This is a genomic window from Streptomyces triticagri, assembly GCF_003429565.1.
Taxonomy (GTDB): Bacteria; Actinomycetota; Actinomycetes; order Streptomycetales; family Streptomycetaceae; genus Streptomyces; species Streptomyces triticagri.
Genome location: NZ_QUAK01000064.1, coordinates 66,354 through 91,939 on the forward strand (window position 1 = coordinate 66,354; position 25,586 = coordinate 91,939).

The 25,586-nt window shown below is 70.8% G+C and carries 24 protein-coding genes and 1 pseudogene; 5 read left to right on the forward strand and 20 right to left on the reverse strand.

Annotation, left to right across the window (positions count from 1 at the left end; all coding sequences use genetic code 11):
• Nucleotides 1-60: 60 nt before the first annotated feature.
• Nucleotides 61-537 carry a MarR family winged helix-turn-helix transcriptional regulator gene (locus DY218_RS11540; protein ID WP_128555865.1) on the reverse strand — a complete coding sequence of 159 codons (477 nt, stop codon included), beginning with the start codon at nucleotides 535-537 and terminating at the stop codon, nucleotides 61-63.
• 99 nt (nucleotides 538-636) lie between these two features.
• On the opposite strand from DY218_RS11540, the gene DY218_RS11545 reads away from it, so the two are divergent.
• Complete coding sequence (locus tag DY218_RS11545; RefSeq protein ID WP_128555866.1) at nucleotides 637-1,050, forward strand: organic hydroperoxide resistance protein; 414 nt, start codon at nucleotides 637-639, stop codon at nucleotides 1,048-1,050.
• Nucleotides 1,051-1,077: 27 nt separating this feature from the next.
• On the opposite strand, the gene DY218_RS11550 is transcribed toward DY218_RS11545, so the two are convergent.
• The 9 genes from DY218_RS11550 to DY218_RS11590 all read right to left on the reverse strand — a co-directional run bounded on the left by DY218_RS11550 (nucleotide 1,078) and on the right by DY218_RS11590 (nucleotide 10,609).
• Nucleotides 1,078-2,151, reverse strand: a complete 1,074-nt coding sequence (locus DY218_RS11550; RefSeq protein ID WP_128555867.1) for a metallophosphoesterase — start codon at nucleotides 2,149-2,151, stop codon at nucleotides 1,078-1,080.
• Between the two features lie 142 nt (nucleotides 2,152-2,293).
• Complete coding sequence (locus tag DY218_RS11555; RefSeq protein ID WP_407703603.1) at nucleotides 2,294-2,860, reverse strand: VanZ family protein; 567 nt, start codon at nucleotides 2,858-2,860, stop codon at nucleotides 2,294-2,296.
• A 70-nt stretch (nucleotides 2,861-2,930) separates the two neighbouring features.
• Nucleotides 2,931-3,323 carry a DUF2267 domain-containing protein gene (locus tag DY218_RS11560; protein ID WP_128555868.1) on the reverse strand — a complete coding sequence of 131 codons (393 nt, stop codon included), beginning with the start codon at nucleotides 3,321-3,323 and terminating at the stop codon, nucleotides 2,931-2,933.
• Between the two features lie 162 nt (nucleotides 3,324-3,485).
• A complete protein-coding gene (locus DY218_RS11565) occupies nucleotides 3,486-4,718 on the reverse strand; it encodes a DUF3472 domain-containing protein (protein WP_128555869.1) in 1,233 nt (410 codons plus the stop codon).
• Between the two features lie 73 nt (nucleotides 4,719-4,791).
• A complete protein-coding gene (locus DY218_RS11570) occupies nucleotides 4,792-5,970 on the reverse strand; it encodes a Gfo/Idh/MocA family protein (protein ID WP_128555870.1) in 1,179 nt (392 codons plus the stop codon).
• Complete coding sequence (locus DY218_RS11575) at nucleotides 5,967-7,622, reverse strand: type 2 periplasmic-binding domain-containing protein (RefSeq protein ID WP_128555871.1); 1,656 nt, start codon at nucleotides 7,620-7,622, stop codon at nucleotides 5,967-5,969. The genes DY218_RS11570 and DY218_RS11575 overlap by 4 nt, the downstream gene beginning before the upstream one ends.
• A gap of 70 nt (nucleotides 7,623-7,692) precedes the next feature.
• Nucleotides 7,693-8,622, reverse strand: a complete 930-nt coding sequence (locus DY218_RS11580; RefSeq protein ID WP_128555872.1) for a carbohydrate ABC transporter permease — start codon at nucleotides 8,620-8,622, stop codon at nucleotides 7,693-7,695.
• Nucleotides 8,619-9,647, reverse strand: coding sequence for an ABC transporter permease (locus DY218_RS11585; RefSeq protein WP_128555873.1), 1,029 nt, complete (start codon nucleotides 9,645-9,647; stop codon nucleotides 8,619-8,621). Before DY218_RS11585 ends, DY218_RS11580 begins: the two co-directional genes overlap by 4 nt.
• Before the next feature lie 173 nt (nucleotides 9,648-9,820).
• Nucleotides 9,821-10,609, reverse strand: coding sequence for a DeoR/GlpR family DNA-binding transcription regulator (locus DY218_RS11590; RefSeq protein ID WP_128555874.1), 789 nt, complete (start codon nucleotides 10,607-10,609; stop codon nucleotides 9,821-9,823).
• A 161-nt stretch (nucleotides 10,610-10,770) separates the two neighbouring features.
• Between DY218_RS11590 and DY218_RS11595 the strand changes: the two genes are divergently transcribed.
• Entirely contained in the window at nucleotides 10,771-11,658 is an 888-nt protein-coding gene (locus DY218_RS11595) for an SIS domain-containing protein (RefSeq protein ID WP_128555875.1), read from the forward strand.
• 69 nt (nucleotides 11,659-11,727) lie between these two features.
• Here the strand turns inward: DY218_RS11595 and pip are convergent, their stop codons facing one another.
• From pip to DY218_RS11620, 6 genes are all read right to left on the reverse strand, one after another.
• Nucleotides 11,728-12,687: a prolyl aminopeptidase gene (gene pip, locus DY218_RS11600; protein WP_128555876.1), complete on the reverse strand. Its 960-nt coding sequence runs from the start codon at nucleotides 12,685-12,687 to the stop codon at nucleotides 11,728-11,730.
• Between the two features lie 52 nt (nucleotides 12,688-12,739).
• Entirely contained in the window at nucleotides 12,740-12,895 is a 156-nt protein-coding gene (locus tag DY218_RS34495; RefSeq protein WP_199566701.1) for a DUF6131 family protein, read from the reverse strand.
• 143 nt (nucleotides 12,896-13,038) lie between these two features.
• Nucleotides 13,039-14,067, reverse strand: coding sequence for a PHP domain-containing protein (locus DY218_RS11605; RefSeq protein ID WP_128555877.1), 1,029 nt, complete (start codon nucleotides 14,065-14,067; stop codon nucleotides 13,039-13,041).
• Nucleotides 14,068-14,235: 168 nt separating this feature from the next.
• Nucleotides 14,236-14,418 (reverse strand): hypothetical protein, encoded by a 183-nt coding sequence (locus DY218_RS11610; RefSeq protein ID WP_128555878.1) that lies wholly within the window; start codon nucleotides 14,416-14,418, stop codon nucleotides 14,236-14,238.
• Between the two features lie 249 nt (nucleotides 14,419-14,667).
• Entirely contained in the window at nucleotides 14,668-15,978 is a 1,311-nt protein-coding gene (locus DY218_RS11615; protein WP_128555879.1) for an NAD(P)/FAD-dependent oxidoreductase, read from the reverse strand.
• A gap of 124 nt (nucleotides 15,979-16,102) precedes the next feature.
• Nucleotides 16,103-16,726, reverse strand: coding sequence for an RraA family protein (locus tag DY218_RS11620; protein WP_128555880.1), 624 nt, complete (start codon nucleotides 16,724-16,726; stop codon nucleotides 16,103-16,105).
• Between the two features lie 222 nt (nucleotides 16,727-16,948).
• Here DY218_RS11620 and DY218_RS11630 point away from each other — a divergent pair, with 222 nt between their 5' ends.
• Nucleotides 16,949-17,908, forward strand: coding sequence for a D-2-hydroxyacid dehydrogenase family protein (locus DY218_RS11630; protein WP_128555931.1), 960 nt, complete (start codon nucleotides 16,949-16,951; stop codon nucleotides 17,906-17,908).
• 92 nt (nucleotides 17,909-18,000) lie between these two features.
• On the opposite strand, the gene bla is transcribed toward DY218_RS11630, so the two are convergent.
• Nucleotides 18,001-18,963 carry a class A beta-lactamase gene (bla, locus tag DY218_RS11635; RefSeq protein WP_233521523.1) on the reverse strand — a complete coding sequence of 321 codons (963 nt, stop codon included), beginning with the start codon at nucleotides 18,961-18,963 and terminating at the stop codon, nucleotides 18,001-18,003.
• Nucleotides 18,964-19,108: 145 nt separating this feature from the next.
• Here bla and DY218_RS11640 point away from each other — a divergent pair, with 145 nt between their 5' ends.
• Nucleotides 19,109-20,020: a LysR family transcriptional regulator gene (locus DY218_RS11640; RefSeq protein WP_128555883.1), complete on the forward strand. Its 912-nt coding sequence runs from the start codon at nucleotides 19,109-19,111 to the stop codon at nucleotides 20,018-20,020.
• Nucleotides 20,017-20,991: a serine hydrolase gene (locus DY218_RS11645; protein ID WP_128555884.1), complete on the forward strand. Its 975-nt coding sequence runs from the start codon at nucleotides 20,017-20,019 to the stop codon at nucleotides 20,989-20,991. The genes DY218_RS11640 and DY218_RS11645 overlap by 4 nt, the downstream gene beginning before the upstream one ends.
• Before the next feature lie 43 nt (nucleotides 20,992-21,034).
• On the opposite strand, the gene DY218_RS11650 is transcribed toward DY218_RS11645, so the two are convergent.
• The 3 genes and pseudogenes from DY218_RS11650 to DY218_RS34500 form a co-directional block, all read right to left on the reverse strand.
• Nucleotides 21,035-21,556, reverse strand: coding sequence for a hypothetical protein (locus DY218_RS11650; protein WP_128555885.1), 522 nt, complete (start codon nucleotides 21,554-21,556; stop codon nucleotides 21,035-21,037).
• 83 nt (nucleotides 21,557-21,639) lie between these two features.
• Complete coding sequence (locus tag DY218_RS11655; RefSeq protein WP_128555886.1) at nucleotides 21,640-22,299, reverse strand: GyrI-like domain-containing protein; 660 nt, start codon at nucleotides 22,297-22,299, stop codon at nucleotides 21,640-21,642.
• A 108-nt stretch (nucleotides 22,300-22,407) separates the two neighbouring features.
• Nucleotides 22,408-23,580: pseudogene (locus DY218_RS34500) on the reverse strand (SWIM zinc finger family protein); the annotation flags it as partial.
• Nucleotides 23,581-25,586 lie beyond the last annotated feature (2,006 nt).

Genomic DNA, 25,586 nt, shown 5'->3' on the forward strand with positions numbered 1-25,586 from the left:
GGATTTCACCTAGCCGGGGTGGTCGACGCCCCGGCTATGACCGGCTTACGGAAGGTCCCGTCACCCGAGGTCCGGCACCTCCGCAAGCGCCGCCGCGTCCAACGCGGTCGTGAGGCGGTCGAGTCGGGCCCGCAGATCGCGCACCTCGTCGAGGCCGATGCCTGTCGCAGCGGCGATCCGGCGCGGGACGAGCAACGCGCGCTCACGCAGGGCCGCGCCCTCCTCGGTGAGGTGGACGTGCACCGAGCGCTCGTCGTGCGCGCTGCGCTCGCGGCGTACGAGGCCGGCCGCCTCCAGTCGCTTGACCAGGGGGGAGAGCGTGCCGGAGTCGAGGCGAAGGTGTTCGCCCAGCTGCTTCACGGACAGCTCGCGGTGCTCCCACAGCACCACCATCACCAGATACTGCGGGTAGGTGAGTCCGAGCTCCTTCAGCAGGACGCGATAGACACCGCTGAAGGCACGCGAAGCGGCCTGCAGGGAGAAGCAGAGGTGCTGGTCGAGGCGGAGGGCGTCGTCGGTGGCGTCTGTTGAGGGCATGCCTTCAGAGTAGCCGGGGGCCATTCAGTTGCGCACAATTCAATTGCATGCTCTACTTCTGTCGTCAGCAGTCGAGGACCTCAGCAAGGAGAAACTTCCATGGACGCGCTCTACACCGCCGTCGCCACCGCCACCCATGGCCGCGAAGGCCGCGCGGTCAGCTCCGACGGCAAGCTCGACCTCGACCTCGGCATCCCCACCGAGATGGGCGGCAACGGCCAGGGCACGAACCCGGAGCAGCTGTTCGCCGCCGGGTACGCCGCATGCTTCGCCAGCGCCCTCGGCGCCGTCGGACGGCAGGCCAAGGCCGACGTCCACGACGCGGCGGTGACGGCCGAGGTCGGCATCGGGAAGCAGGGCGAGGGCTTCGCCCTGAAGGTCACCCTGCGCGTCGAACTCCCGGCGTCGCTCGACCCGGCGCAGGGCCGCGAACTGGTCGAGCAGGCCCACCAGGTGTGCCCCTACTCGAACGCGACCCGCGGCAACATCCCCGTCGACCTCGTCATCGAGTGACCGCCGGGCCGCGTCGCCGGCCGGCCGTCACGCCGCCAGGCGGTCGGTCCGCGTGTGCCGGTACGCATGGGTGTACGCGGACGTCTCCGGGTCGACCGTGTAGGCGTCCGTGACGACCCGGTCGGCGCTGATGGAGAGCGTCATGAAGCCGAGCGTGTCGTACGCCTCCCAGAAGGCCTTGTTCTCCGGCTCGGACGCCCGGCCCTTCGTCTTGGCCGCGGCGCCGCAGACGATCTGCTGGGTGCCCCCGCACTCGGCACCGGTGTCCAGGATCTGCAGCGTGTGATCGTGGCCGGACAGGATGAACTCGGCCTTGCCGCACACCACTTCCTCGTACAACTTCTTGACGTGCTTGCCGCTCAGATAGTCGCCGCAGGTGATGCCCTCGTACGCGCCCGCGTTGCCGTGCGTGCCGTTGTTGCGCAGCGGGTGGTGGGCGAAGACGAACTTCCAGCGGGCGCGGGACGCGGCCAGCGAGTCGGCCAGCCACTCGCGCTGCCTGCGGGCGAACGGTCCGTCCCAGTGGTACTCGGGGTCGGTCTGCAGCACGTACGAGGACAGCGGTGTCGTGTCGAGCGCGAAGAACTCGGCGACAGGCGCCTGTTGCGGCACGGCGACGGAGTAGTAGCGGGCCGGCATGTACCAGCGGGCGGAATGGTCGTGGTACGCCACCTCGTGGTCACCGCGTGACGGGCGGCCGCCGCTGCCGGGGATGATGCCGCTGGTGTCGTGATTGCCGAGCACCATCATCCAGGGGACGTCGATGCCCTGGTTCGGCTCCTCGAACTTCGTACGGAACTCGTCGTCAAGGACCTCCTCGGGACCGTTCTCGTAGATGTTGTCGCCGAGCCCGATGGCGAGGTCCACGCCGCGCTCCTCGCAGAGCTTGCGGGCGGCGGCCGCGACGGCGAACTGCTCGGGCTCGCCGGTGCCCGCGTCGCCGGTGAGCAGCACGGTCAGCTCGGCCTTGTCGGGCAGCGGGAACCTGGCCGTACCGCCGTCGGCGACGGCCTGCCGACCGAACGCGCCGAGCGCGACCGCGGTCCCCACCCCGCCGACGCCCGCGAGCATCGCCCGCCTGCTGATCCCCTGCTCCCGCATACCCGAACCCTTCGTCGTCCCTGGTCGCACAGATGATCCCGACAAGGTAAACGCAGGACGACCGATCCGGAACGGGCACGTGAAAGCCGCTCACATCGCGTACGTACGGACGGAGTTCACACCGGACGAACCGGACGAAGGGTCAGGCACCGGCGCCCGGACCGCCGGTGAAGCGGTGCCACCAGTGCCGGCGGCGCGGGTGCACCGCGCGGCCGAGCCGGCGGCCGAGCAGTACGTAACCGATCAGGGCGCCGGAGGTGTTCAGGATGACGTCGTCGATGTCGAAGGTGCGGCCGGTCACCCAGAAGCCCTGGGTCAGCTCGACCAGGCTCATCACGACGGCCGTCACCACGACCACCCGCACGAGCCCGCGGGCCGGCGGCACCAGGACCGGAAGCAGGAGGCCGAACGGCACACCGAGCACCACATTGCCGCCGAGCTGCTTCACGGTGTCGCGCAGGGCGGGCTGGTCCAGATAGTCCCGGATGGAGTCGCCGGGGCGGAAGTTGCTGTGCGTCAGGGACACCGAGGCGGCCGACGGTTCGAGGGTCATCCTGGCCAGGAAGACGCCGAACGCCACCATGCCGGCGAAGGCCAGCAGCATGGCCAGGGCGCGCACCGCCCAGGGGGCGGGGGCCCCTCGCCCCCGCACGACAGCCGTCTCCCCGTCGCCGCCTGCCGGTCTCTCGGAACGAGCTCCTGCTGCCATGGGAATCCTCCAGGACAAGGTGCTGTCGAACACGGGACGGCCGTCACGCACGGGATCCGGGCGGACTGCGTCAGGTCGGCTCGGTGCAGCCGAACAACCCCGCGTGCCCGGGCGGGAGTTGAGTCAGGACCCGGCGCAGCAGCGCGTCGTCGGAACGCTCGGCGACGGTGCCGAGCACCGCGGTCACGGCGCGGCGGGCCTCGGCCATCTCGTCGCCCGAACGCTCCGCGACCGCGGCGACGAAACCGCCGGGCGTCAGTGGCTCACTCGCCGCCTGCGCCTCGGTGAGCAGCGGTGCGCACTGCTCGGGCAGGAGTCGGGCCAGGTCACTGCGGTCGGCGCCGACCAGATGCGCGCCGAGCACCTCGAGCACTCCGCGGACCGCACGCGCCGCCTCGGGCACCGCGGCGAAACCGCCACGCTCCTGGACGCGGTCGAGAAGGGTTTCGAGCGAAGTGTCCATCACAGCTCCTGACTCGGCGTTCACGCCGACCCGCCCGACCCTGCCCGGCGACCCGACGCATCGGTGACCACCCGATACCCACCCGCCGCCCCACCATTCGCGGGTCACACATCCGGGGGACGGGTGGGGTGCTCCGTGCGGACGAAGGATCGGGGCCCGTGTCTACGCGGCGGGCAGCGTCCAACCCCGGGCACCGGCCGCCGAGCCGTCGGTGAGGGTCAATCCGGACGAAGTACGAGTGAGGTACTCGCCCGTGGACTCGTTGACCAGCGTCCCCTCATCGCGGTCCACCGCCCAGCGCTTCAGCGGATCGGTGACGGCTCCGTCCGCCGACGGGCCCGCGCAGTCCGTGATACTCACACTCGCGTCGCCGGGCTCCGCCGTCAGGCAGTGGTCGGACGGCAGACGCACGCTTCCGTCCGCCGCGAGCACCCACGACTGTGCGAACGTGCCGACCGATCCGTCCGGTCCGGTGCCTCCCCCGCACGGGGCGGCGACTGCGGCACCCGTGGCCGGCTCGTCACCCGCACTCCCCACACAACTGCCGTCCGCCGCACGCAGTGCACCGCGCACCGAGTTGCCGACGGCCAGATCCTGCACCGAGCCCTGCCCGTCCGGCAGCGTCTCGGTGCGGGTCATCGGGGCGCACGGGTTGTCACTGCTCTTGGTCCTGGAGACGGCCCCCGTCACCCGCGTTCCGTCGGCGAGTACGCCTTCGGGAACTCCGAACCGGGCCGCGGAGAACGGCTGGTCATGACACGTCGTACGGATGTCGTTCCACTCGTAGTACTCGGTCCAGTCGACCATCCCGGCCGGATCGATCTGCGAGGCCGGTGTGCGGATCGAGCCCAGTTTCACCGACTTGGCGGCGGTCGTGTCGGTGACCGTCGCACCGAACCAGCCGTCGCCCTCGCTCGCCACCTTGAACGTATAGGTGTGCCCCTCCTGCCAGTTGAAGCGCAGCCGGCAGCTGGCGCCCTCACCCTCGCCGCCGAACTCCTGGCACCAGCTGCCCTCGTCGCCGGCCTTCCATTCGAAGACGTCCCAGACGGAGAACAGGAGCATCCGGCCCTCGCCCTTGTTGGTCTGCATGCCGATATAGGCGCCGTTGCCCTCGTCGAAGCCGAACTGATGGCTCCAGAAGACCTGTGAGCGATGGCCCGGGTCCGTGTCCACGGTGGTCGACCAGGTCACCTCGTCGAGACCGGTCACCTCGTCGTCGAAGCCGTAGTAGGTGTATGTGCCGGGCGTCTGGCCGATCTCCGCAGCGGCCTCGGAGTCCTGGGCGGCACCTGCCGTGGCGGAGGACCCGGTCAGGGTCAGCGCGGCGGCCGCGGCGATCACCGCGCAACTCCGGCCCCGACGGCCCTTCAGGAACGTGCTGATGTGGTTCATGTACTCCCTCTCGTGGTGGGGACGGGTGAACCTGACCGGCACGGTCGGGCGACTCACGACCGCGCCGGAGCACTTACCGCTGACCGCCGTCGAAATAGGCGGTCAGTTCCGGATCGAGTGGCGGCACGTCGTACGGTGCGCCGCCGTTGCGCAGGGACTGCGTGGCCATGTACCCGGCGGCGACGCTCATCCGCGCGGCCACCGGTGACGTGTCCGTGGCACCGCCGTCCCGCGCGAAGCGGCAGAACTCGTCGATGATCCGTCCGTCCGCGCCGCCGTGCGAGCCCGTCGCTTCCGGTACGCGATACGTGGCGTCGGCATCGGCGCGGTAACCGCTCGGCCCGGTGTTCCAGACCCGGACCTCCGCGCCGGGACTGTCACCGAAGTTCTCGAGCCGCCCCTGCGTGCCGATGACGGTGTAGCTGCGGAAGTAGTCCGGCGAGAAGTGACACTGCTGGTATGCGGCCAGGACGCCGTTGTCCAGGCGCATGTTCATCATCGAGACGTCCTCGACGTCCACGATGTGGTGGAGGTTCTTCCGCTCGCTCGGCGGCCATTCGAACTCGCGCAGCCAGCCCTCGGGGCGCGGGGTGTCCGGCTCGCGGCGCGGCAGGTCGCCGTGGAGCATCAGCTCGCCGAAGGCGTTCACACGAGTCGTGTAGCCGTCCACCAGCCAGTGCACGACATCGAGGTCGTGCGCGCCCTTCTGCAGCAGCAGGCCGGTGGTGCGGCGACGGTCGGCGTGCCAGTCCTTGAAGTAGTAGTCGCCGCCGTAGCTGACGAAGTGCCGCACCCAGACCGTCTTCGGCTCACCGATGTCCCCGCGTGCGATGAGGTCGCGCATCAGGCGTACGACGCCCATGTGGCGCATGTTGTGACCTACGTAGAGCCGCGTGCCGGTCTCGTACGCCGTGCGCAGGATGGCGTCGCACTGCTCCACGCTGATACCGAGCGGCTTCTCCACGAAGACCGCCTTGCCGGCCTTGAGCGCATCGCAGGCGACGGTCTCATGGGTGTCGTCGGGGGTGGCGACGAGCACGGCGTCGACGGCGTCGTCGGCGAGGAGCCCCCGATGGTCCCGGTGGGCCGCGGCGCCTTCGAACAGGCCCGGCACCGTGTCCCGCACGGCGGCGTCGGAGTCGGCGACGGCGGTCACGACGGAACCCCTGCCGGGGCGGTGGGCGGCCGTCGCGATGGAACGGCGCAGGCCTAGGCCGATCACACCGATGCGCAGGTCGTTGGTGGTGGTCACTTCTTCTTGCCCTTCGCCATGGCGGTCTCGTACTCGCTGCGCATCGCGTCACCGGCCGTGCGACGCCATTTCGGCAGGACGTCCTTCTTGAAGGACGCGATGGACTCGCGGCCGGCCACGATGTCCTTGAGCGCCTCGTTGAATTCGGCGCTCGACGACGCGCCCTTGCTCGCGTTGGTGTCGGAGAAGTAGCCGATGGTCGCGTTCGCCTGGGCGATCTTCATCAGCTCCACCTCGGTCTCGTGGATGCCCCGCGTCATCTCCGACTTGCCGGGCAGATACAGCGACTGGGGAGCGTTGGAGAAGAAGTTGATGGCCTGGCGGGTGGTGAGCACCTCCGCGTTCCCCTTGTCGTTGAGGACGACGTCGCCGTCCTTCGACCGGTCCCAGTGCCTGCCTTCCAGACCGTTGTCGAGGAAGAGCCGGGTCTCCGTGCCCATCGGGGCGCTGAGGAAGTCGAGCACCTTCAGAAGCGTCTTCACGCGCTTCTTCGGCACCTTGTTGTTGATCGCTGTGAAGCCGACCGAACCGTAGCCGTAACCCCAGGTCGGCTGCATTCCCTTCTCGGCGGCGAACGGGACGACCACCTTCTGCGGCCAGTCGTACATGGCACTGTCGTTGAGGAATCCGGGGAACGACTGGACGTGCAGTCCGAGGAACCCGCCCCCGAGCTTTTCCAGCGTCGTGCGCAGGTTTGGGTCCGGGTAGAACAGTCCGGCCTTCTGGCACTTGACGGCGAACTCGAGGCCGGCCAGGAATTCGTCGGTCTCGAAGGCGTTCACCAGCTTTCCGTCCTTCTCCTGCCACCCGTTCTGCACGCCGTACCACATGGCGAACTGGTTGAGGTGATTCACGTAGGCCGGCTCGAGCACCCACTTCTTGCGCTTGGTGTCGAGCAGGTCCTTCGCCTTCTCGAAGAAGTCCTGGGCGCTGTCGAACTGCAGCCCGCCGACAGGCTTCCAGAAGTCCTCGTTGGCGACATACACCTGGCCCATGCGGCCGTACGGGACGGCGTAGCCGGCGATCCGGCCGTTGACCACCGCGGTCTGCCAGGCGTACGGCGGGATGTTGGCGAGGTTCGGGTACTCCTTGACCGCGTCGCCGGACAGGTACTCCGTCAGATCGTGGAATTTCGCCTCGAGCAGCTGCGGGACGTTCTTCAGCCCCTGGTTGGGCGGGAACCACATCAGGTCCGGAAGGTCTCCGCCCGCGATGAGTGCGTTGAACTTGGAACGGTAGACGGATTCCTCGCCGAGACCGTTGACGATCGTCATGCGTATCTCGGAGCCGACGCGTTTGTTCAGCTCCTGCCAGTACGCGTTGCGCCGCATGGCCGGCGGCATCGTGGTGAAGGTCTCGGTGAGGGCCGTGATCGCCTCTCCGTCGCCCGGCGCGGGTCCCGAATGCTTCACCAGATTCTTCGGGTACCTGAGGTATCCGGCGTCCAGTCCCTGGGCATTGCCCGGCAGGTCCGGCTTCGGCACGTTCGCGGGTACGTATGCGGGCAGTTTCAGTTTGGCCGAAGCGGCAGCACCGGCACCGGATTTGGCGCCGGAGCCGCAGGCGGTGAGTGTTCCGCCGGCGGCGAGAGTGATTCCGGTGGCGCTTGCGGCGCCCAGGAAAGCGCGGCGATTGAATCCTTGACCAGCCATGATTCTCCTGAGAGTTGGGCAGGAAGAAGCGAAGAGGTGGAGACTGCGGTGCACGGAACTCGCCCCGTGGTCATCCCTTGATGGCGCCGGTGAGTACGCCCTTCACGAAGTACTTCTGCAGGAAGGGGTACACCGCGACGATCGGGGCCACCGCAAGGATGAGTACGGCCATCGACAGGGAGGTCGAGGAAGGGAGCACGGCGACCCCGAGTGCCTTGGCGTTGAAGGTGTCCCCTTGGAGTACGTACGAACGGAGAACCATCTGCAGGGGCAGTTTTTCTCCGTCGTTGATGTAGAGCATCGCGTTGAAGAAACTGTTCCAGTACGTCACCGCATAGAAGAGGCCGACGACCGCGATCACGGCCTTGGACAGCGGCAGCACGATGGTGCAGAGAATTCTGAACTCCCCTGCGCCGTCGAGCTTTGCGGCTTCGTGCAGCTCGTCGGGGATCCCCTGGAAGAACGCGCGCATCACCACGATGTTGAAGGCGTTGAGCAGGGTCGGCACGATCAGCGCGCCGTAGGAGTCGAGCAGTCCGAGCTCCTGGACCACCAGGTAGTTCGGGATGACACCCGGGGTGAACAGGAAGGTGCCGAGCACGATCAGGAGCAGCGGCTTCCCCGCCGTGGTACCGGGGCGGGAGAGTCCGTACGCGAGGCTGATCGTGCACAGCAGGCTCAGCGCCGTGCCGATGAGCGTGACGCCGACACTCACCATGGCCGCTCGGGTGACCACTCCCCCGTCGAGGACGACGCGGTACGCCTCCAGGGTGGGCTCGGAGGGGAAGAGCACATACCCGCCGTTCGCCGCGAGTTCGTCCTTGGTGGCGAGCGATGTCCCGAGGCAGAGCAGGAACGGGTAGGCGACTGCGACGACCATGCCGATGACGACCAGGGTCTTCAGGACCTGGGTCGGGGTCCCGGGCTGCTCCATCCAGGCCGGGCGCTCCGGGTGCCGGCGCCGGTGACGCAGCGTCGCGCGGAAGGAGTCCGTGGTCATCGTCGGTAGACCCCCTGTTCGCCGAGGCGGTGTGCGGCTTTGTTCGCGAGGTAGATGAGGGCGAAGCCGATCACGCCCTTCATCAGTCCGGCGGCGGTGGACATGCCCCAGTCGCCGTCCACGACGCCGTGGAAGTACACATAGGTGTCGAGGACTTCGGACGCCTCCGCGCCCACGTTGTCGCGCTGCAGCAGGATCTGTTCGAAGCCGACGGAGAGGATGTCGCCCAGCCGCAGGATGAGCAGCATGATGATCACCGGCCGGATGCCGGGCAGGGTGACGTGCCAGATCCGGCGCCACCAGTTCGCGCCGTCGATCGCGGACGACTCGTAGAGCGAGTTGTCGATGCTCGCCATGGCGGCCAGGAAGATGATCGCGCCCCAGCCGGCGTCCTTCCAGATCGCCTGAGAGGTGATCAGGAGGAAGAAGGTGTCCGGGTTGTTCATCAGGTTGCCGACACTGACGCCGTGCTCGTTGAGGTACGAGGTGACGGTGCCGGCGCCGCCGAAGATCTGCTGGAACATGCCGACGACCACGACCCACGACAGGAAGTGCGGGAGGTAGACCACCGTCTGCAGGAAGCGTCGACTGCGGCTGGATATCAGCGAGTTGAGGAACAGGGCGAGTGCGATCGGCGCCGGGAAGTACAGCAGCAGCTGGACCGCACTGATCTCGAGGGTGTTCTTGACCGCCGTCCAGAACTCCGGCTCCTGCACCAGGGCTTGGAAGTTGGTCCAGCCGACCATCGGGCTCTCCTTGAAGCCCAGATACGGCTGGTAGTCCTGGAACGCGATCACGTTCCCCGCGAGCGGCACATAGAAGAAGACGACGAAGTACAGGATGCCGGGGACGCAGAGCAGGAGCAGTGTCCGGTCCCTGCGCAGTCGTTCGCGCAACGGCCGCTTGGTGACCTTCGCGCGGCGCTTGCGTTTGCGTCGCGAGGCGTCCGCCTTGGCACGGCCGTCGTCGGCCGGTGGTGGGTGGGGTACGACCGGGCTGGGCGAAGTCGAGGCCGCCGTCGACACGGTCACCTCCGATCAAGGGCGTTGCGCGAGGGCGCAGAAACGAAAAGCGGGGGTCCCCGGCCGAGGTATCGGCGAGGCCCCCGCATCCTGCAACGCTGTCGCACGCGGTGACAAGAGGTGCTCGTTAACTCTTTGTTTATTGCATAACCAATCATCGGTCATGCATGTGGCCGTCAGGCCTGGACGACGGAGATGCCTCGTTCCTCGAACTCCTTCGCCTTCTGGGGGGCGCGGTCGTCCGTGACCAGGGTGTCGATGGCGGAGGGGCCGCAGATCCTGACGAACGCGTTGCCGCCCAGTTTGCTCGAGTCCGCGACCACCACCAGGCGGTCCGCCTGTGCGGCCAGCATCGAGTTGATGTCGGCCTCGTGCTCGCTGCGGGCGCTGGCGCCGCGCCGCGGATCGACCGCGTCGACACCGAGGAAGGCGATGTCCAGGCTGATGTCCCGCAGAATGCGCCCGGCCAGCGGCCCCACGAGCTCGTACGACAGGGGCATCGCCACGCCGCCGGTCGTCACCACCTTCACCTGCGGGCGCACCGCGAGTTCATGGGCGATGTTGAGGGCGTTGGTGACGACCGTGACCGCGGGCCCGTCGCCCGGCGCGTCGTCCAGCCAGTCGCCACGGGCGGCGAGCGCGCGGGCCACTTCGGTGGTGGTGGTACCGCCGTTGAGGCCGACCACCATGCCCCGTTCCACCATGGCCGCGGTGGCCTTGCCGATGCGCTCCTTCTCCGCCGACTCCCGGACGGACTTGTAGCGCAGCGGCAGGTCGTACGCGGTGTCGGTGGGCAGTGCGCCGCCGCGGGTGCGCACCAGCAGCCGCTGTTCGGCGAGTTGGTCGAAGTCGCGGCGGACGGTCGCGGTGGAGACGCCGAGCTCGTCGGCGACCGCCTCCACCTCGAGCTGCTTGCGTTCGGCGAGCAGCCGCAGCAACTCACCGTGCCTCTCGTACCGGTTCACTTCGCACCTCTCCTGATGGGTCCTGGCCAGGGATTACAGCATGGCGCCGGAGGGGCCTGGCGGTCCGGTGATCGACCGACGTTTCATCGGCATGCTTGAACATGATTGAAACTAGTATCTAGCATGCATTCTCAATCATCCGCCCCAGACGGGAGTGGTCCATGCATCACGTAGCGACGGAACTCGCCAGCCAGCCCGAGTGCTGGCGCCGAGCCGCAGAACTCGGCGTCCAGGAATCGGCCGAGCTGCCCCGGCCGGGAGAGCGCATCGCCGTAGTGGGCTGCGGCACCTCGTACTTCATGGCGCAGGCCTATGCCGTGCTGCGTGAAAGTGCGGGTCACGGCGTGTCCGACGCCTTCGCCGCCTCCGAGTTTCCGGCCGGACGTGACTACGACCGGGTGGTGGCCCTCACCCGGTCGGGGACCACGACCGAGGTACTGCGACTGCTCGACCAGTTGCGGGGCACGGTCCGTACGCTCGCCCTCACCGCGGACCCGCGGACCCGCGTCATGTCGGCCGCCGACGACGTCGTCGTACTCGACTTCGCCGACGAGCGGTCGGTGGTGCAGACCCGCTTCGCCACCTCGGCGCTGACGTTGCTGCGTGCGCACCTCGGGCTGCACACGGCCGCCTGCATCGACGACGCCGAGTCGGCGCTGGCGCGTCCGCTGCCCGAACAGCTGCTGCAGAGCACGCAGTTCAGCATCCTGGGCACCGGCTGGACCGTGGGTCTGGCCAACGAGGCGGCCCTCAAGATGCGCGAAGCGTCCTTGTCGTGGACCGAGTCGTATCCGGCGATGGAGTACCGCCACGGTCCGATCTCCATCTCCACCGCGGGGACGGCCACTTGGATGCTCGGCGAGGCGCCGGAGGGCCTTGCCGACCAGGTGCGGGCCACCGGTGCCCACTGGGAGGCCGGCAGTCTCGACCCGCTCGCCGAGCTCGTCCGGGTCCAGCGCCTGGCGCTCGCGCTCGCGGAAGCGCGCGGGCTCGACCCGGACCGGCCACGGCATCTGACCCGGTCGGTGATCCTCGGCTCGGCCGCCTGACATCGGTGCCGGACACCGACATCCGACGCCTGCGCCTGACACCGGGGTCCGGGCCGAACGGCCGCCGTGTCAGCGGTTCTTGAACGCGTCGATCGCGGCCCGGGTCACCCGGTGCATCGCGTCGCTTCCGGCGTGCCCGGAGTCCTCGACGATATGCAGCCGCGATCCGGGCCACGCCTTCGCCAGCTCCCAGGCGGTCCCGACGGGGCTTCCCATGTCGTGCCGGCCGTGCACAAGGACTCCGGGGATGCCGGCCAGTTTCTGCGCCTGGTTCAGGAGCTGGTCCTCCTGCAGCCAGGCGCCGTTGCTGAAGAAGTGGGCACAGATCCGCACGAACGCGATCTGTGCATCGGCGTCGCGGTCGCTGTACATTCCGGGCCGGCCGTTCGGCTCGCCCGAGACGACCGCGTCCTCCCAGGCGAGCCAGTGCGCGGCCGCGGCCTGCCGCACCGCCCGGTCCGGGCTCTCCATCAGCCGGGCATACGCAGCCAACAGGTCCCCGTCCCGGTCACGTTCAGGCACACCGTCGCGGAACCGGTCCCACGCCTCGGGGTAGAACCGCCCCGCACCCCGGTAGAGCCAGTCGATCTCGCTGCGTCGGGTCGTCGTCACCGCGGCGATGACCATCTCGCTCACACGCTGCGGGTGTTGCTGCGCGTAGGCCAGAGCCAGGGTGGAACCCCAGGAGCCGCCGTTGAGCAACCACTTCTCGACACCGAGGTGTTCGCGCAGCCGCTCCATGTCGTCGATCAGGTGCTGTGTGGTGTTCAGGGCCATGTCGGCCGACGGGTCGGCGGCGTGCGGGGTGCTGCGGCCGCAGTTGCGCTGGTCGAAGCGGATCACCCGGTAGCGCGCCGGATCCCAGGTTCGCGTCGGCCGCTGCGAGGCCCCGGACCCCGGGCCACCGTGGATGTTCAGGGCGGGTTTGCCCGCAGGGTTGCCGAGTTGCTCGTAGTGGATGAAGTTGCCGTCGCCGGTGTCGAGACGGCCCCGGTCGTAGGGGGTGATCGGTGGGTGAGGATCAGTCATGGGCGACGACCCTACGGGGCCGGGCGACCGGCCCGCGGGTGCTGACGATCTGTCAGTAGTAGTGCCTGCGGCCGCCGATCATGTGGCCGGTGGTGCCGAGGATCCACAGGACTGCGCCGACGACGAGCAGTACGGCGCCGATCGTCGTGAGGAGGGAGATTCCGGCGAAGAGGCCTATCAGGAGGAGGATGGCACCGAGGGCGATCATGGTGACTCCCTTCCGGAGTGTTCGGTCGCGCTGCGGAGTTTCTTCTGTCGCGTACTCGACTGCGGTCTCTCGAGCGCGGTCTGTCGTGCACACTCCGGGTGCCCCGGTGGCTGCCGGTCATCCATCGACCGTGGGAGGACTTCTCAGGAGGCGCTGCGGGAGCGGTGGGTGCGCGTCCAGGCCAGCAGCCGGTCGGCCGTCCAGGTCGTCACGACCCGCTCGGCGGGCACGCCGCACTCCTCGGCCCGCGCACAGCCGATGACCTGCCAGTCCAGCTGGCCGGGCGCGTGCGCATCGGTGTCCACGGAGAACAGCACCCCTGCGTCCACAGCCCGGCGCAGCAGGCGGCGCGGCGGATCGAGTCGCTCCGGACGGCAGTTGATCTCCACCGCGGTGTCCGCGGCCGCGCAGGCGGCGAACACCGCGTCCGCGTCGAACTGCGACTGCGGTCGGCCTCGTCCGGCGACGAGCCGCCCCGTGCAGTGGCCGAGGATGTCCGCCCGCGGGTCACTGACCGCCGCGATCAGGCGGCGTGTCATCGCCTGGGCGTCCATGCGCAGTTTGGAGTGCACCGAGACGACCACGACGTCGAGGCGGTCGAGCAGTTCGGGTTCCTGGTCGAGGGTTCCGTCGTCGAGAATGTCGCACTCGATGCCGGTGAGCAGCCGGAAGGGTTTCCAGCGTCGGTTGAGCGCGGCCACCACGTCGAGCTGCTCGCGCAGCCGTTCCGGGGAGAGTCCGCGCGCCACGGTCAGGCGCGGTGAGTGGTCGGTGAGTACGGCCCACTCATGGCCGATCGACTGTGCGGCCCGACCCATCGCCTCGATCGAACTGCCGCCGTCGGACCAGTCGGAGTGCAGGTGACAGTCGCCACGCAGGGCCGCCCGCAGGGCGGTTCCGCCCACCACGAGCGGAATGCCCGCTTCGCGCTCCAGGCGTTCCAGATACGCAGGTACGGTGCCGGCCAGCGCCTCACGTACGACGGTGGCCGTCTTGGGGCCGATGCCCTTGAGCGACTCCAGGGACCGGTCGGCGACGCGTCGCGCGGCCTCGCCCTCGGAGAGTCCTGCCACCACCTCGGCCGCGGTGCGAAAGGCCCGTACGCGATAGGTGGGGGCGCCGGCGCGCTCGAGGAGGAACGCGATCCGCTCCAGTCCTTCCACGGGATCCATCGGCGCCTCCCACTGCGGATGCGGTGCCCGCCGTGCCACTGCGGGTGCAGTGCGGTGCAGCGGGTGTGCACACGTGCGTACGTGCGCTTCCAGCATCGCCCGGCCGGCGGACCTGGGCATGCGAGGGGCCCTGCCGCGCGAGAGACCGTGGCGTTCCCCGCGGGGCGTCTACGAGGGCCGGTCCTCGGACGGGGCGGGGGCCTGGCCGGGGCCGGTCGGGCCGCCGAAGTGGAGGACGTCCTCGGCCTGCTGCTTGATCTCCTCGGCGGTCTCACGCGCCGTTGCGAGGACATCGCCCTGTTCCTGGACCAGGGTGTCGTAGATGGGGGACTCAGCTGTAGCGGTCGTCATGACCAGCGGATCCTTACTCCGGTGACTGTTCGGTTCGGCCCGGACCGTGCTTTTCGAGCCACGGCCTGGACCGATCCGTGACCCTATGCCGTGTTCGCTGGGGATCGCGAGCCGGGAACGTGTCGATCTCGTCACTCCGGGGAGATGCCGCCCCGGGCGACAACGTTGCCGCCGGGGCGGCACGGGCCGTCGGCGACAAGGTGCGGGTACCACCAGGTGCGGGTTACGACGGCCCGTGCCCGCAGCCGTTCACGGGCGAGGGGTGCGGGCCAGTTCGGGCGACGAGGTGTCGAGGGGGACGGAGCCGGAGCGGATCAGGCCCAGTTGTACGGCCTGCCGGGGCAGCACCGCGTCGAGGAGCCAGTCCGCGGCCACCCGGACGCGGTTGCCGGGCATGGACAGCAGGTGGTAGCCGCGGGTCACGGCGCCGGCGAGCGGCCCGGACAGCGGTACGTTCCACGGGTTGGCGGCCGCCTGCACTCCGCCGAGGTCGACGGCGAAGCCCTTGTCGTGGTGCTCGTATGGCGCCGAGCTGCCCCGACCGTAGGAGGCGGCGAGATTGCGCCCCGCCGTCCTCCCCTGCCTCCATGCGTGCTGTGCGGTCATCGGCGTGGAGCTGCCCGGCCGGGTACGGTCCGGCACCGCGGCCGCGTCCCCGCAGGCGTACACCTCCGGGTGGCCCGGCACGTTCAGGTGCTCGTCGACGATCAGACGGCCCTTCTCGGTGGGCAGCCCGAGATCCTGCACGAGCGGGTCGGGGCGCACCCCGACGCACCAGACGAGACTGCGGGTCGGCACGAACTCGCCGTCGTCGAGCAGGACTCCGTCGCCGGTGGCCTCCTGCACGGACGTCTGGGTGCGGATGTCCACGCCCCGGCGGCGCAGCACCCGCTCGGCCGCGCGCGAGAGCCGTGCGTCGAGTTCGGGCAGGACGCGGGGGGCGAGGTCGAGGAGCAGCCATCGCGGCGGGGGCCCGGAGCGGAGCCGCGGGTTGTGGGCGGCGAGGGATCGGGTGAGCAGGTGGCCGTGGGCGGTCACCTCGGTGCCGGTGTATCCGGCGCCGACCACCACGAAGGTGGTTCGGGCGGCGCGTTCCTGCGGATCGTCGGTGTCGGCGGCGAGCTCGAGCTGGCGGATCATGTGGTCGCGCAGGTAGAGCGCCTCGGGCAGGCCGCGGAACCCCTTGGCGTGCTCGGCCGCGCCCGGTACGGGCAGCAGTCGGTTGACACTGCCGACGGCGAGCACGAGCTTGTCGTAGCGGAGCTCACCGGACCGGCCCTCCGGGTCGGTGTAGCGCACGTGCCGGGTCCCGAGGTCCACTCCGCTCGCCTCGCCGAGCACGAGCCGGCCGCCAGGCAGGCTGCGGGTGAGCGAGACGGTGACCCTGCGCGGCTCCAGGATCGACGCCGACACATGCGGCAGCAGCGGTACGTACAGGAAGTGGTCGGTCGGATTCAGCAGGACGACCTCGACGTGCGAGGGCGCTCGCCGCAGCAGGGTCCGGGCTGCTTGGTAGCCGGCGAAGCCGGCGCCGACCACGACGACTCGTGATCTGCTCATGAGAATGCGGCCTCCCCCTTCACATCGACGGTGGCGACGGCAGCCGTGAGTGAACTGCCGGTCGCGCACGAGTACCCGCGAGGGCTCGCGCCATGCGAGGCGGCGCGGGCGGTGTCGAAGCCCGTCAGCCCTCGAAACCGCCGTCCGTGAGGATCCGGTCGATCCGGGTGCGGTGCGCGTCCTCCCACGCATCGAGCGACTGGTCCGCCTCCTCGGCCAGCTTCTCCTCGGCCGCGTGCAGCACTTCGTCCCGGCGTGCGGAGGGTACGACGACGATGCCGTCCTCGTCGGCGACCACCACGTCACCGGCCTCGACCCGCACTCCGGCGCAGCGCACCGGCTCGCCGAGCGGCCGTACGGCCTTCTTGGTGCCGGGGATGGGGACGACTCCGCGGGCGTGGACGGGAAATCCCGACTCTCGCACCTCGCCGATGTCCCGGATCACCCCGTCGGCGACGAACCCGGCGACGCCGCGGCGCTGGGCGACGGCGCACACATTGCCGCCGGCGAGCGCGAAGTCCACGTCGCCGGACTCCACCACGATGACCGAGCCGGGCGCCGCGCGGTGGATCGCCGCGTGCAGCATGAGGTTGTCGCCCGGCGGGCACTGCACGGTGTACGCCGGGCCCGCAAGGCGCGGCATCGGTGCCCACAGCGGGCGGATGCCGATGTTCATGACCTGCTCGCTGCCGAGGAGGTCGGCGAGCGTCGTGGTGGGGATGTCGGCGAAGGGGGAACGGCGGCTCATACGGTGCGGTCTCCTGGGTCGGGGATGCCGGGGTCCGCGGTGGCGCGGACGCGCCACCAGTGGATCACTGCATTCTCCTTGCCGGTAGAAGGAGTCAGAAGGAGTGAGGAAGCGGATCCAACGGAACCGGCAGCGCCGCGAGCACCAGCACCAGCACCAGCACCAGCACCAGCACCAGCACCAGCACCAGCACCAGCAGCGAAACCCATGGAGAGCACGGACATGTACCTGCGTTGCGCCATCCTCGACGACTTCCAGTCCGTCGCCACCAGCAGCGCCGACTGGGATGCGATCCGGGACCGGGTGGAGGTCGTGAGCTTCCCGGAGCACTGCCCCACGGAGGACGAACTCGTCGCCGCGGTCGGCGACTTCGACATCATCGTCACGCTGCGCGAACGCGTACCGTTCCCGGCCTCGGTCCTGGACCGGCTGCCGCGCCTCAAGCTGCTGATCGCCTCCGGCATGCGCAACTCCGTGATCGACTTCGCCTCGGCGGAGGCCAACGGCGTGACCGTGTGCGGCACTCAGAGCACCTCCACCCCTCCCGTGGAGTTGACCTGGGCCCTGCTGCTCGGCCTCGCCCGCGGCATAGTCACCGAGTCCACCGCGATGCGCACCGCCGGGCCCTGGCAGTCCACGGTCGGCGCCGATCTGCACGGGCGCCGTCTCGGCCTGCTCGGCCTCGGCAGGATCGGCAGCCGGGTGGCCAGGGTCGGGCTCGCCTTCGGCATGGATGTGCGGGCCTGGAGCGAGCATCTCACCGAGGCACGGACCGGCGAGCACGGAGTACAACTGGCCTCGTCCAAGGAGGAGTTGCTCGCCACCAGCGACTTCGTCTCGGTGCATCTGGTGCTCGGCGACCGCACCCGCGGCCTGATCGGGGCCGCCGAGCTGGCGCTGATGAAACCGTCCGCGTATCTGGTGAACACGTCACGGGCCGCGATCGTCGACCAGGACGCGCTGCTCGATGCCCTGCGTGCGGGGCGGATCGCCGGTGCGGGCCTGGACGTCTTCGACATCGAGCCGCTGCCCGCCGATCACCCCGTACGCACCACTCCCCGGCTGCTCGCCACGCCGCACCTGGGCTATGTGTCACGGAACAACTACCGCACGTACTACGGCCAGGCCGTCGAGAACATCGAGGCGTTCCTGGCCGGCTCACCCGTGCGGCGGATCGGCTGAGTCGGGGCCGCGCCCGGCGCTGAAACTGCTGTCCCGGTCGGCGGTCGTGGTCGCAGTCGCAGTCGCAGTCGCAGTCGCAGTCGCAGTCGCAGTCAGGCGTAGGCGCCGCGGGCTCCTGGGACGAGGCGGGCCGCCGCCAGGCCGGCCGCCCTGGCGACCAGCGGATTGTCGGTGGGGCCCGCCGGATCGAGCTTGGTGGACAGGACGGACAGGACCAACGGTGCGCCGTGCGGGGGACGTACGACACCCACGTCGTTGGCGATGCCGTACCGGTCGCCGCCACCCGTCTTGTCCGCCAGGATCCAGTCGGCGGGCAGACCGGCCCGGAAGCGCTCGGTGTTCGTCGTGTTGGCGATCAGCCAGCGGGTGAGTCGACGCCGGTCCGGTTCGTCGAGCGCCCGGCCCAGGACCAGGCGGGCGTATGTCGAGCCGATCGCGCGCGGGCTGGTGGTGTCGGTGCGCCGCCAGGGTTCCGCGGAGTTCAACTCCGGCTCCCAGCGGTCGAGTCGGGTCACCCTGTCACCGAGGGAACGGCAGAAGCGGGTGACGGCGGTGGGCCCGCCGAGCTCGCGCAGGAGCAGATTGGCGGCGGCATTGTCGCTCTCGGACACGGCAGCGGCGCACAACTCCCCCACCGTCAGGCCGCGTTCCAGGTTCTCGGGCCTCCCGGTGACGGGGGCGTACCCGGATGTGTCGACGCAGTCCCGGGTGTAGTGGATGCGCCGGGCGAGGAAGCCGCCGTCGTGGTCGAGGTCGCGCAGTACGGCGGCTGCGGCGAGGGACTTGAACACGGAGCACATCGGGAAGCGTTCGTCGGCGCGGTAGTGCACCGTACGCCCGGTGGCCGTATCGCGTGCGAACACTCCGAGCCTGGCCGCGTGGCGCTTCTCCAACTCGCGGAACTGCTCCGAGAGTTCAGCATCGTGCGGGACCTTGGCCGACGCCGGGGCGCTCCCGGACAGAGCGGCGACCGCCGCCGTGCCGGCGCCGGCGAGGAGCACGGCACGGCGGGACGGGCGGGTGCTGATACGGGTACGCGTACGGGGCTCATTCACGTGTCGACTCGCTTCCCTGCGTGATCTCGGTGGCGGACGGCGTACGTCACACACCGGAGTCAACTCACGCCTCAGCGGCATGTCGAATACGCTTTTGCCCTGACCGCGATTCGCCGGCGATATCGCCGCACGCCACGGGAGCGGAATGCTGACGGAACGGCATCTGGAAATCTTTGTCGCGCTGGCGGAGGAGGAACACTTCGGTGCAGCCGCGCAGCGGGTGGGCATCACCCAGCCGCCCCTGTCGCAGGGGCTGCGCCGCCTGGAAGCCCTGCTCGGCGTGCGCCTCTTCGACCGCGATCGCGGAGTCACCCTGACCGACGAAGGGGTGCTGCTCCTTCCGCATGCGCGCAAGGCGCTCGCGGCCCTGTCGCGGCTGCGCGAGACGGGCGCGCGGGAGCAGGCGGACGGACGGCGGCTGCGGCTCGGCCTGGCGCCCGAGGTGCCGGCGGGGCTCGCGGCGGCCGTGGCTGCGGCGCCGATGCGGGCCGGGGAGCGCACGCGGATCGCGGTGTCGACGGCGGCGACCACCGCCCTGCTGTCCGAGGTCGCGGCCGGGCGGCTCGATCTTGCGGTGATCCGGCACCCGGCGGTACTCGACGGACTGGCCGCCGGCCGGGTGGTGCTCTTCCCCACCTGGATCCTGTCCCCCGAGGAGCGCCGGCCGTCTGCGGGACAACAGCAGTCCGAGGGGCACCGGCCCAGGGCGTCCGGCGGGATGCCGCGGCGGTTGCCGGTGGCGGTGCGGCCGCGCGAAGAAGCCCCGGCGGCCCACGATCTGTTCGTCGACACACTGGCCAGCCGGGGTCGGCGGGTGGACACGGTGGTGATCTCCGACGAACGGGCCGGGCTCGCTCTCGTCGCGGCCGGGCAGGCGGAACTGGTCACCGCTGACAAGACCCTGTGCGCCGAGGGCGTGGTGCGGCGCACGGCATCCGATCCTGCGCTGCCGCTGCGGCTGCGGGTGGTGTGGGATCCGCGCCGGCCGGGCGCGGATCAGACGGCCGGCACGGCCCGGCTCCTCGTCGACGCGCTGACCCGGCAGGCGGCGAAATGAGCACTGCGCGGCAGAGTGGAGCAGCGGGCGGCGCATCGGGACGCGGTGGTGGTCGTACAGCTGCGGCCGGCGGCATCGGCGAGGCGACTCGCACGATCCGTGAGTTGTTCGCCGATGCCGGGGTGCGCGGCTGGCTGCATGTGGCCGAGCTGCACCGCCCCGAGGCCAGGGTGACCATCGATCCGGACGAGCCGGTGCCGATGGGCTCCGTGTACAAGGTGCCGCTGATGGTGGCGTTCTGGCGGCTCGTGGATGCCGGGACGCTCGACCCGCGCAGCAGCCTCACGCTCGAACCCGCGCACCGGATCGCCGGGCCCACCGGCATCTCGATCCTCCAGGACCCGGTGACGATGTCGCTCCGCGATCTGGTCGTCCTGATGATGACCGTCTCGGACAACTCCGCGGCCGACGCGGTGCTGCGGACGGTGGGAGCGCCGAAGGTGGACGAGGTCTGCCGCGAACTCGGCCTGCCCGACACGCATGTCCTGGGCGGTGTCGCCAACACCTGGGCCAGGCTGGTCTCCGAGACCGCCAGCGAATCGCTCGCGGCGGCGATGGAGAGCATCTCCAGCAACGACACCGCGGTGCCCGCGGATGTCTACAACCCGGCCTCGAAGTCCTCCACCACGCCGGCCGACATGGCCCGTCTGCTGCGGGAGATCTGGACCGGACGGGCGGCGTCCGCGGAACACTGCGCCCTGATGCGCGAGGTGATGGGCCGCCAGGCGTGGCGCCACCGGCTCGCCTCGGGTTTCCCGTACGACGACGTGACCGTGTCCGGGAAGACCGGCACGTTCGGATCGATGCGGCACGAGGCCGGTGTCGTCGAGCTGGCCGACGGCAGTACGTACACCGCGGTGGTCTTCACCCGGGCGGCCCGCGCCGACAGCACGCTGCCGCGCGCGGACGCGGTGATCGGGGCGGCGGCCCGGGTGGCGGTGGAGGCGCTGCGCGGCAACGAGGGAGTGTGAGGGCATCCCCGGATGCGGTCGGTGCCGCCCGGTTCCGGTCACGTCAGCGGCGGTTGCGCAGGGTCCAGTCGTCCGGCAGCTCGTCGGCGGGGATCGTGAAGGTGGCCAGGAAGTACTCGGCCGCGTCGCAGTGCACGTTGTCGGCGCCGGTGAGTGACGCGGAGACGACCTTGTCGTCCACCTCGAGACGGGCGCCGGTGTGTTGGCATCCGGGCAGGACGAAGGCGAGTCCGACCAGGTCGTCGGCCGGGCGTGCGCGCAGTGCCTTCCGTGCCTCGGGCAGCTCCTGCACCTCCGCTCGCTCGAGGCTCGCGTACATCTGGTCCGCGTGGCCGGACGGGCCGAGACGGGTGGGCCGCAGATCGCCGCTGCCGGGCCGCAGAGGTGGGGCGGGTGTAGCGGAGGAGCTCGGTGCGGGCTGCGGCACGGACGCGCGGAAGATGCCCAGCTTCACGAAGGCGGTCCGCGTGCCCGGGCCGTCGCCGTGTCCGCCGGAGAACGCGCCGCACGCCGGCAGCGCCAGAACGAGCGCCGCGCAGGCCAGGATTCGAGTCGGTCGCCGCATGCTCTGGTGTCGCCGCATGCTCAGGTGACGTGCTCGGGAACGGATTCGGTTCCGCCTTCACGTGATCGAGGGCTATGCGTGGGCTATGGACGGTCGGGGGCGGCCGTCGTCGGGCGGACGGGCTGGCGGAGTACGGTCCGCAGCTTCTCCGGGGCGGCCCGCCGCGGGTCGCCCAGGTAGACCTCGTGGTGGAGTCCGGTCAGCTGCAGGCCGCGCGCGGCCAGATACGTATCGTGGAGCCTGGCGAGCGCGGGGCCCTCGTCGTCGTAGGGGCCGATGTGCAGGAGCTGGGCGCTGGTGGACTCGTGCAGGGTCTCGCGGCGGACCTCCTCGATCGCGGGCAGGCCCTTCTTGGCCGACGCCGTGCGCACGGCCTCCTCGATGTGCTCGCCGGTGATCCAGTCCGGCTGGCTGATCAGCATGCGCCACTGCCAGGCGTCCTTGTCCCGGGTGACGAACGTCCTCGGGTCGTCGGCCCACCACAGCCCTTCCAGCGGTGCGACGACGAGGTCCCGGCCGAGGGTGCGCCTGCTCATGAACTTGAGCGTGTACGCCACGGCGTAGAGCGCCTGCACGCGATCGGCGTACTCCGCACTGGTGTTGGGGTCACCGCGGCCGTCGGCGGCGATGAACTGCTGCGGCGGGACGTCGACCTGCTCCCAGTCGGTGTTCTTCGGCGCGTAGTACGGCTTGAGTTCGCGCTTGACGTCGTAGAGGGAAGTCGTCTGCGGGCTCTGCGGCATGAGGTCGGATCTTCCGTACGGGTGGCTGTGGCCGTTGGTGTCACTGGGACCGGGGGTCCATGGCTGGGGGTCCGTGGCTGGGGGTCCGTGGCTGGGGCGCCGGTCGGGTCAGGTGCCGACGAGGGCGGTGAGCGCACCGACGGGGTCGTGGTCCGGGGTGCCGCGCGGCCACCAGTCGTCCCGGCCGGCTTCCGACTCGTACGGGTACCAGCGGCCGTCGCGGCCGAAACGGAGCTGGCGGTGCCCGCGCGGGTGGGTGAGGCGATTGCGCCAGGGGCGGAAGGCCGGGAAGTCGGCCGCGAGGAGCGCGGGCCGTGCCTGGTCGAAGGGGCCGGCCGGTGGGTCCCACGGCTCGTCGAGCACGGCGAGCCCTTCGAGTCCGCCCTGCCGCCAGGCGGCGACGGCGCGGGCGAGCTCGCCCGGGGTCAGGCCGACGGCGGGGGCCAGCGACTCGTAGAGCGCACGGCCGGACGCGGTCAGGCCGGAACCGGGCCGGGCGGCGGCGATCCGCACCGCGTCCTGACGTGACGTCAACTCACCGACGGCATCGGCACCGGTGGCGAGCAGCGCATGAGCGCGGGCGGCCGCGTCGGTGGCCAGCTGGTCGAGCGCGATCGGGTCGGGCCCGCCGTCCGCGGCGGGGTACGCGGGTGGTGATGCCGGGTGCGCGGGCACGGGCAGCGGGGGCGGCAGTGGTGGCAGGGTGCGGGGAGCGAACGCCTGCTTCGCCCGTACGCCGGGCCGGCGGTCGGCCGCGCCGGACGCGGAGCGGGCCGCCAACGTGGCGTTGCGCCGGGAGAGTTCGTCGAGCAGCTCGCGCTCGGTACGGCCGCGCAGCCGCAGCAGGACGAAGGGGTCCTCGTCCAGGAGCCGGGCCGTGCGATAGCACAGTGCGGCGGCGTGCTTGCAGGGGTGGCCGGAGTCCGGGCACGAGCAGCTGGGCCTCAACTCGCCGCGCCCCGGCAGCAGTTGCACTCCGCCGTCCGCCAGGGACTGCGGCAGTTCCTTGTCGAGCAGCGCGGCGATGTGTCCGGGCCGCTCGGCCGCGGCGGTGAGGAACCGCTCCCACTCGTCGTCGGACAGGACGCGCAGCTGCACCCTCGTCCGGTACGGGCGCGGCCTGCTCCCCTGCACATAGGCGATCACCTGTCCCGGGGACACGGTCACCGTCGCGACCTGTCCCTGCCCCTCGTACGCCCGCCCTCGCGCGAGCCGCCCCGCATCCATCGACTGGCTCTCGAGCGCCTGCACCCAGGCGTTGCCCCACCAGGTGCGGGCGAACGGGGAGTTGGCGCCGGGGATGTCCTGTCGTGGCCGGGGAGTATCGGATCCACGGCCGGAGGCACCCGCCTCGGCAGCGACCTCGGCAGCGACCTCGGCAGCCGGGGCGGCGTCCGGGGTGTCCGACCTGGCGTGATCGTCCAGGGCGGCGGCCTTGCCGGGCGGGGTGGTCTGGATCGACGGCGCGGTCTGGCTCGACGGGGCGGCGTCGCCGGGCCGGCCCGTCGTGTCGGGCGACGTGGCCGAAGGCGGCGGAACCGTCGGATGGGCCGAACCGGCGGAAGCCAAGGGGGCGTTCAGATCCGGAGGGGGCACACCCTGACCGTGTCGGCGAGGCGGCTCGGCGGAGGCGGTGCGGGCGGCAGCCGAATCTCCGGGGTCCGCGGCCGAATCCGTCGATTCAGCCGAGGCGTACGGGCCGGTCGGAGCCGCCAGGGCGGCGTTCACGTCGGCGGCGGCGACTTGGCCGTGTCGGGCAGCCGGCCCGAAGGAGGAGGCCGGGGCGGCCGAACTCCTCCCCGGACCGGACGAACCAGTCGGATCCGTCGGACCACTCGGATCCGCTGAACCACTCGGATCCGCTGAACCAGCGGGATCGTCCGACGCCCCCGAATCAGTCGATGTCGCCCGGCCGGTCACGTCGGCGGAGCCGGACAACGCCCGTGAGTCGGACGGATCGGTCGACTCGTCCGACCCTGCCGAGCCGTCCCCGTCGTCGGTACGGGCGACCGGACCGCTTGAGGCGTCCGGCCTCGACGAGGAAGTGGGGGCAGCGGCCGAACTCCCCGATACCGACCGCCCCGTCGCGTCGGCGGCGTCGGGCAAGCCATGCGAGGCGGACAGGTCGGTCGAGGCTCCGCGGGCGGACTCGGCACCACCCCGGGCACTCTCGGAGGGCGAACCGGTCCAGGTCTTGGCGGCAGTCGGAGCGGTCGGATCTGTCGAGTTCAGGGGTGTGGTGGCCGGTGCCGGCTGATCGTGGTCCGAGGTGGAGTCGTGCGCGGCGCCCCCGAGTGCGGTCGCGGCGGGGCCGAGGAGGCCGCCCATCCGTTCGACGCGGCCGGGAGCGGACTGGTCGGCGGCCGTGGCGGGACGGGGCTCCCACGGGGCGGGCCGCGCGCCGGACAGCGGGCCCGCCGGGTCGGTGGACGGATCACCGGCGTCCGGATCACGGCCCGGCAGACCCTCGGCCACGTCGTCCCTCGGCCGCGCCGGGCGTAGCCGGGACTCCGTGCCCGCCGGCCGCCGCCGGGACCGACCCGGCTCAACTCCCTTACGGGTCTTGGCGATCGCGGCTCTCGCACGGGCGGCCGGCGACTCCCCGGGCTCGTCCGGCGCCGAACCCTCCGCCCCGTCGGACTCCGCCTCCGTACCCGCGCGGGCAGCCACCGATGTGCCCTCGCCCTCCACTGATGACTCGTACGAAGCCGAGTCCGACCCGTCCTCGGGCTGCCGCGAGCGGTCGCCTCCCTCGCCGGCCGCTTCGGCCGCTTCGGCCGTACGACGCCGCGCCGCAAGTCGCGCTTCACGCAAGGCCTCCCGCGCGACATCGCCGGGACGACTCCCCGTGGTCCCCGTCGTACGTCCAGGACTGGCACCGTCTGCGCCCGGGGCGCCCCCGTCCGCCGTGCGAGCGCCTGCCGCGGGCGCCACGGCGGCCCTGGCCGCATCCGCGGGACGCGCGCCGCCCTCAACTGCCCCTGCCCCAGGCCCCGTCGAGCCGTACGACGACGCATCGGCCCTAGTGGACTCGCGAGCCCCGGCGTCGTCCGGTCCGACACCGGCTCCGGGTCCGCCTCGCGCCTCCGTCGCCGACGGCGCTGCGCTGCCGGCCCGACCACCAGCCGCGCCCGTGCCCGAACCGGTCCTCAGCGCCTCGTGCAGCGCACGCCGCGCCTGATCGGCGGGCCGCTCCCCCGCACCCTCGACCTGGCGCTCCTCCCGCACATCACCGGCCGTCGACTCCCCGAGCCGTCCTGGCTCAACATCCGAACCGGGCCCGGGCG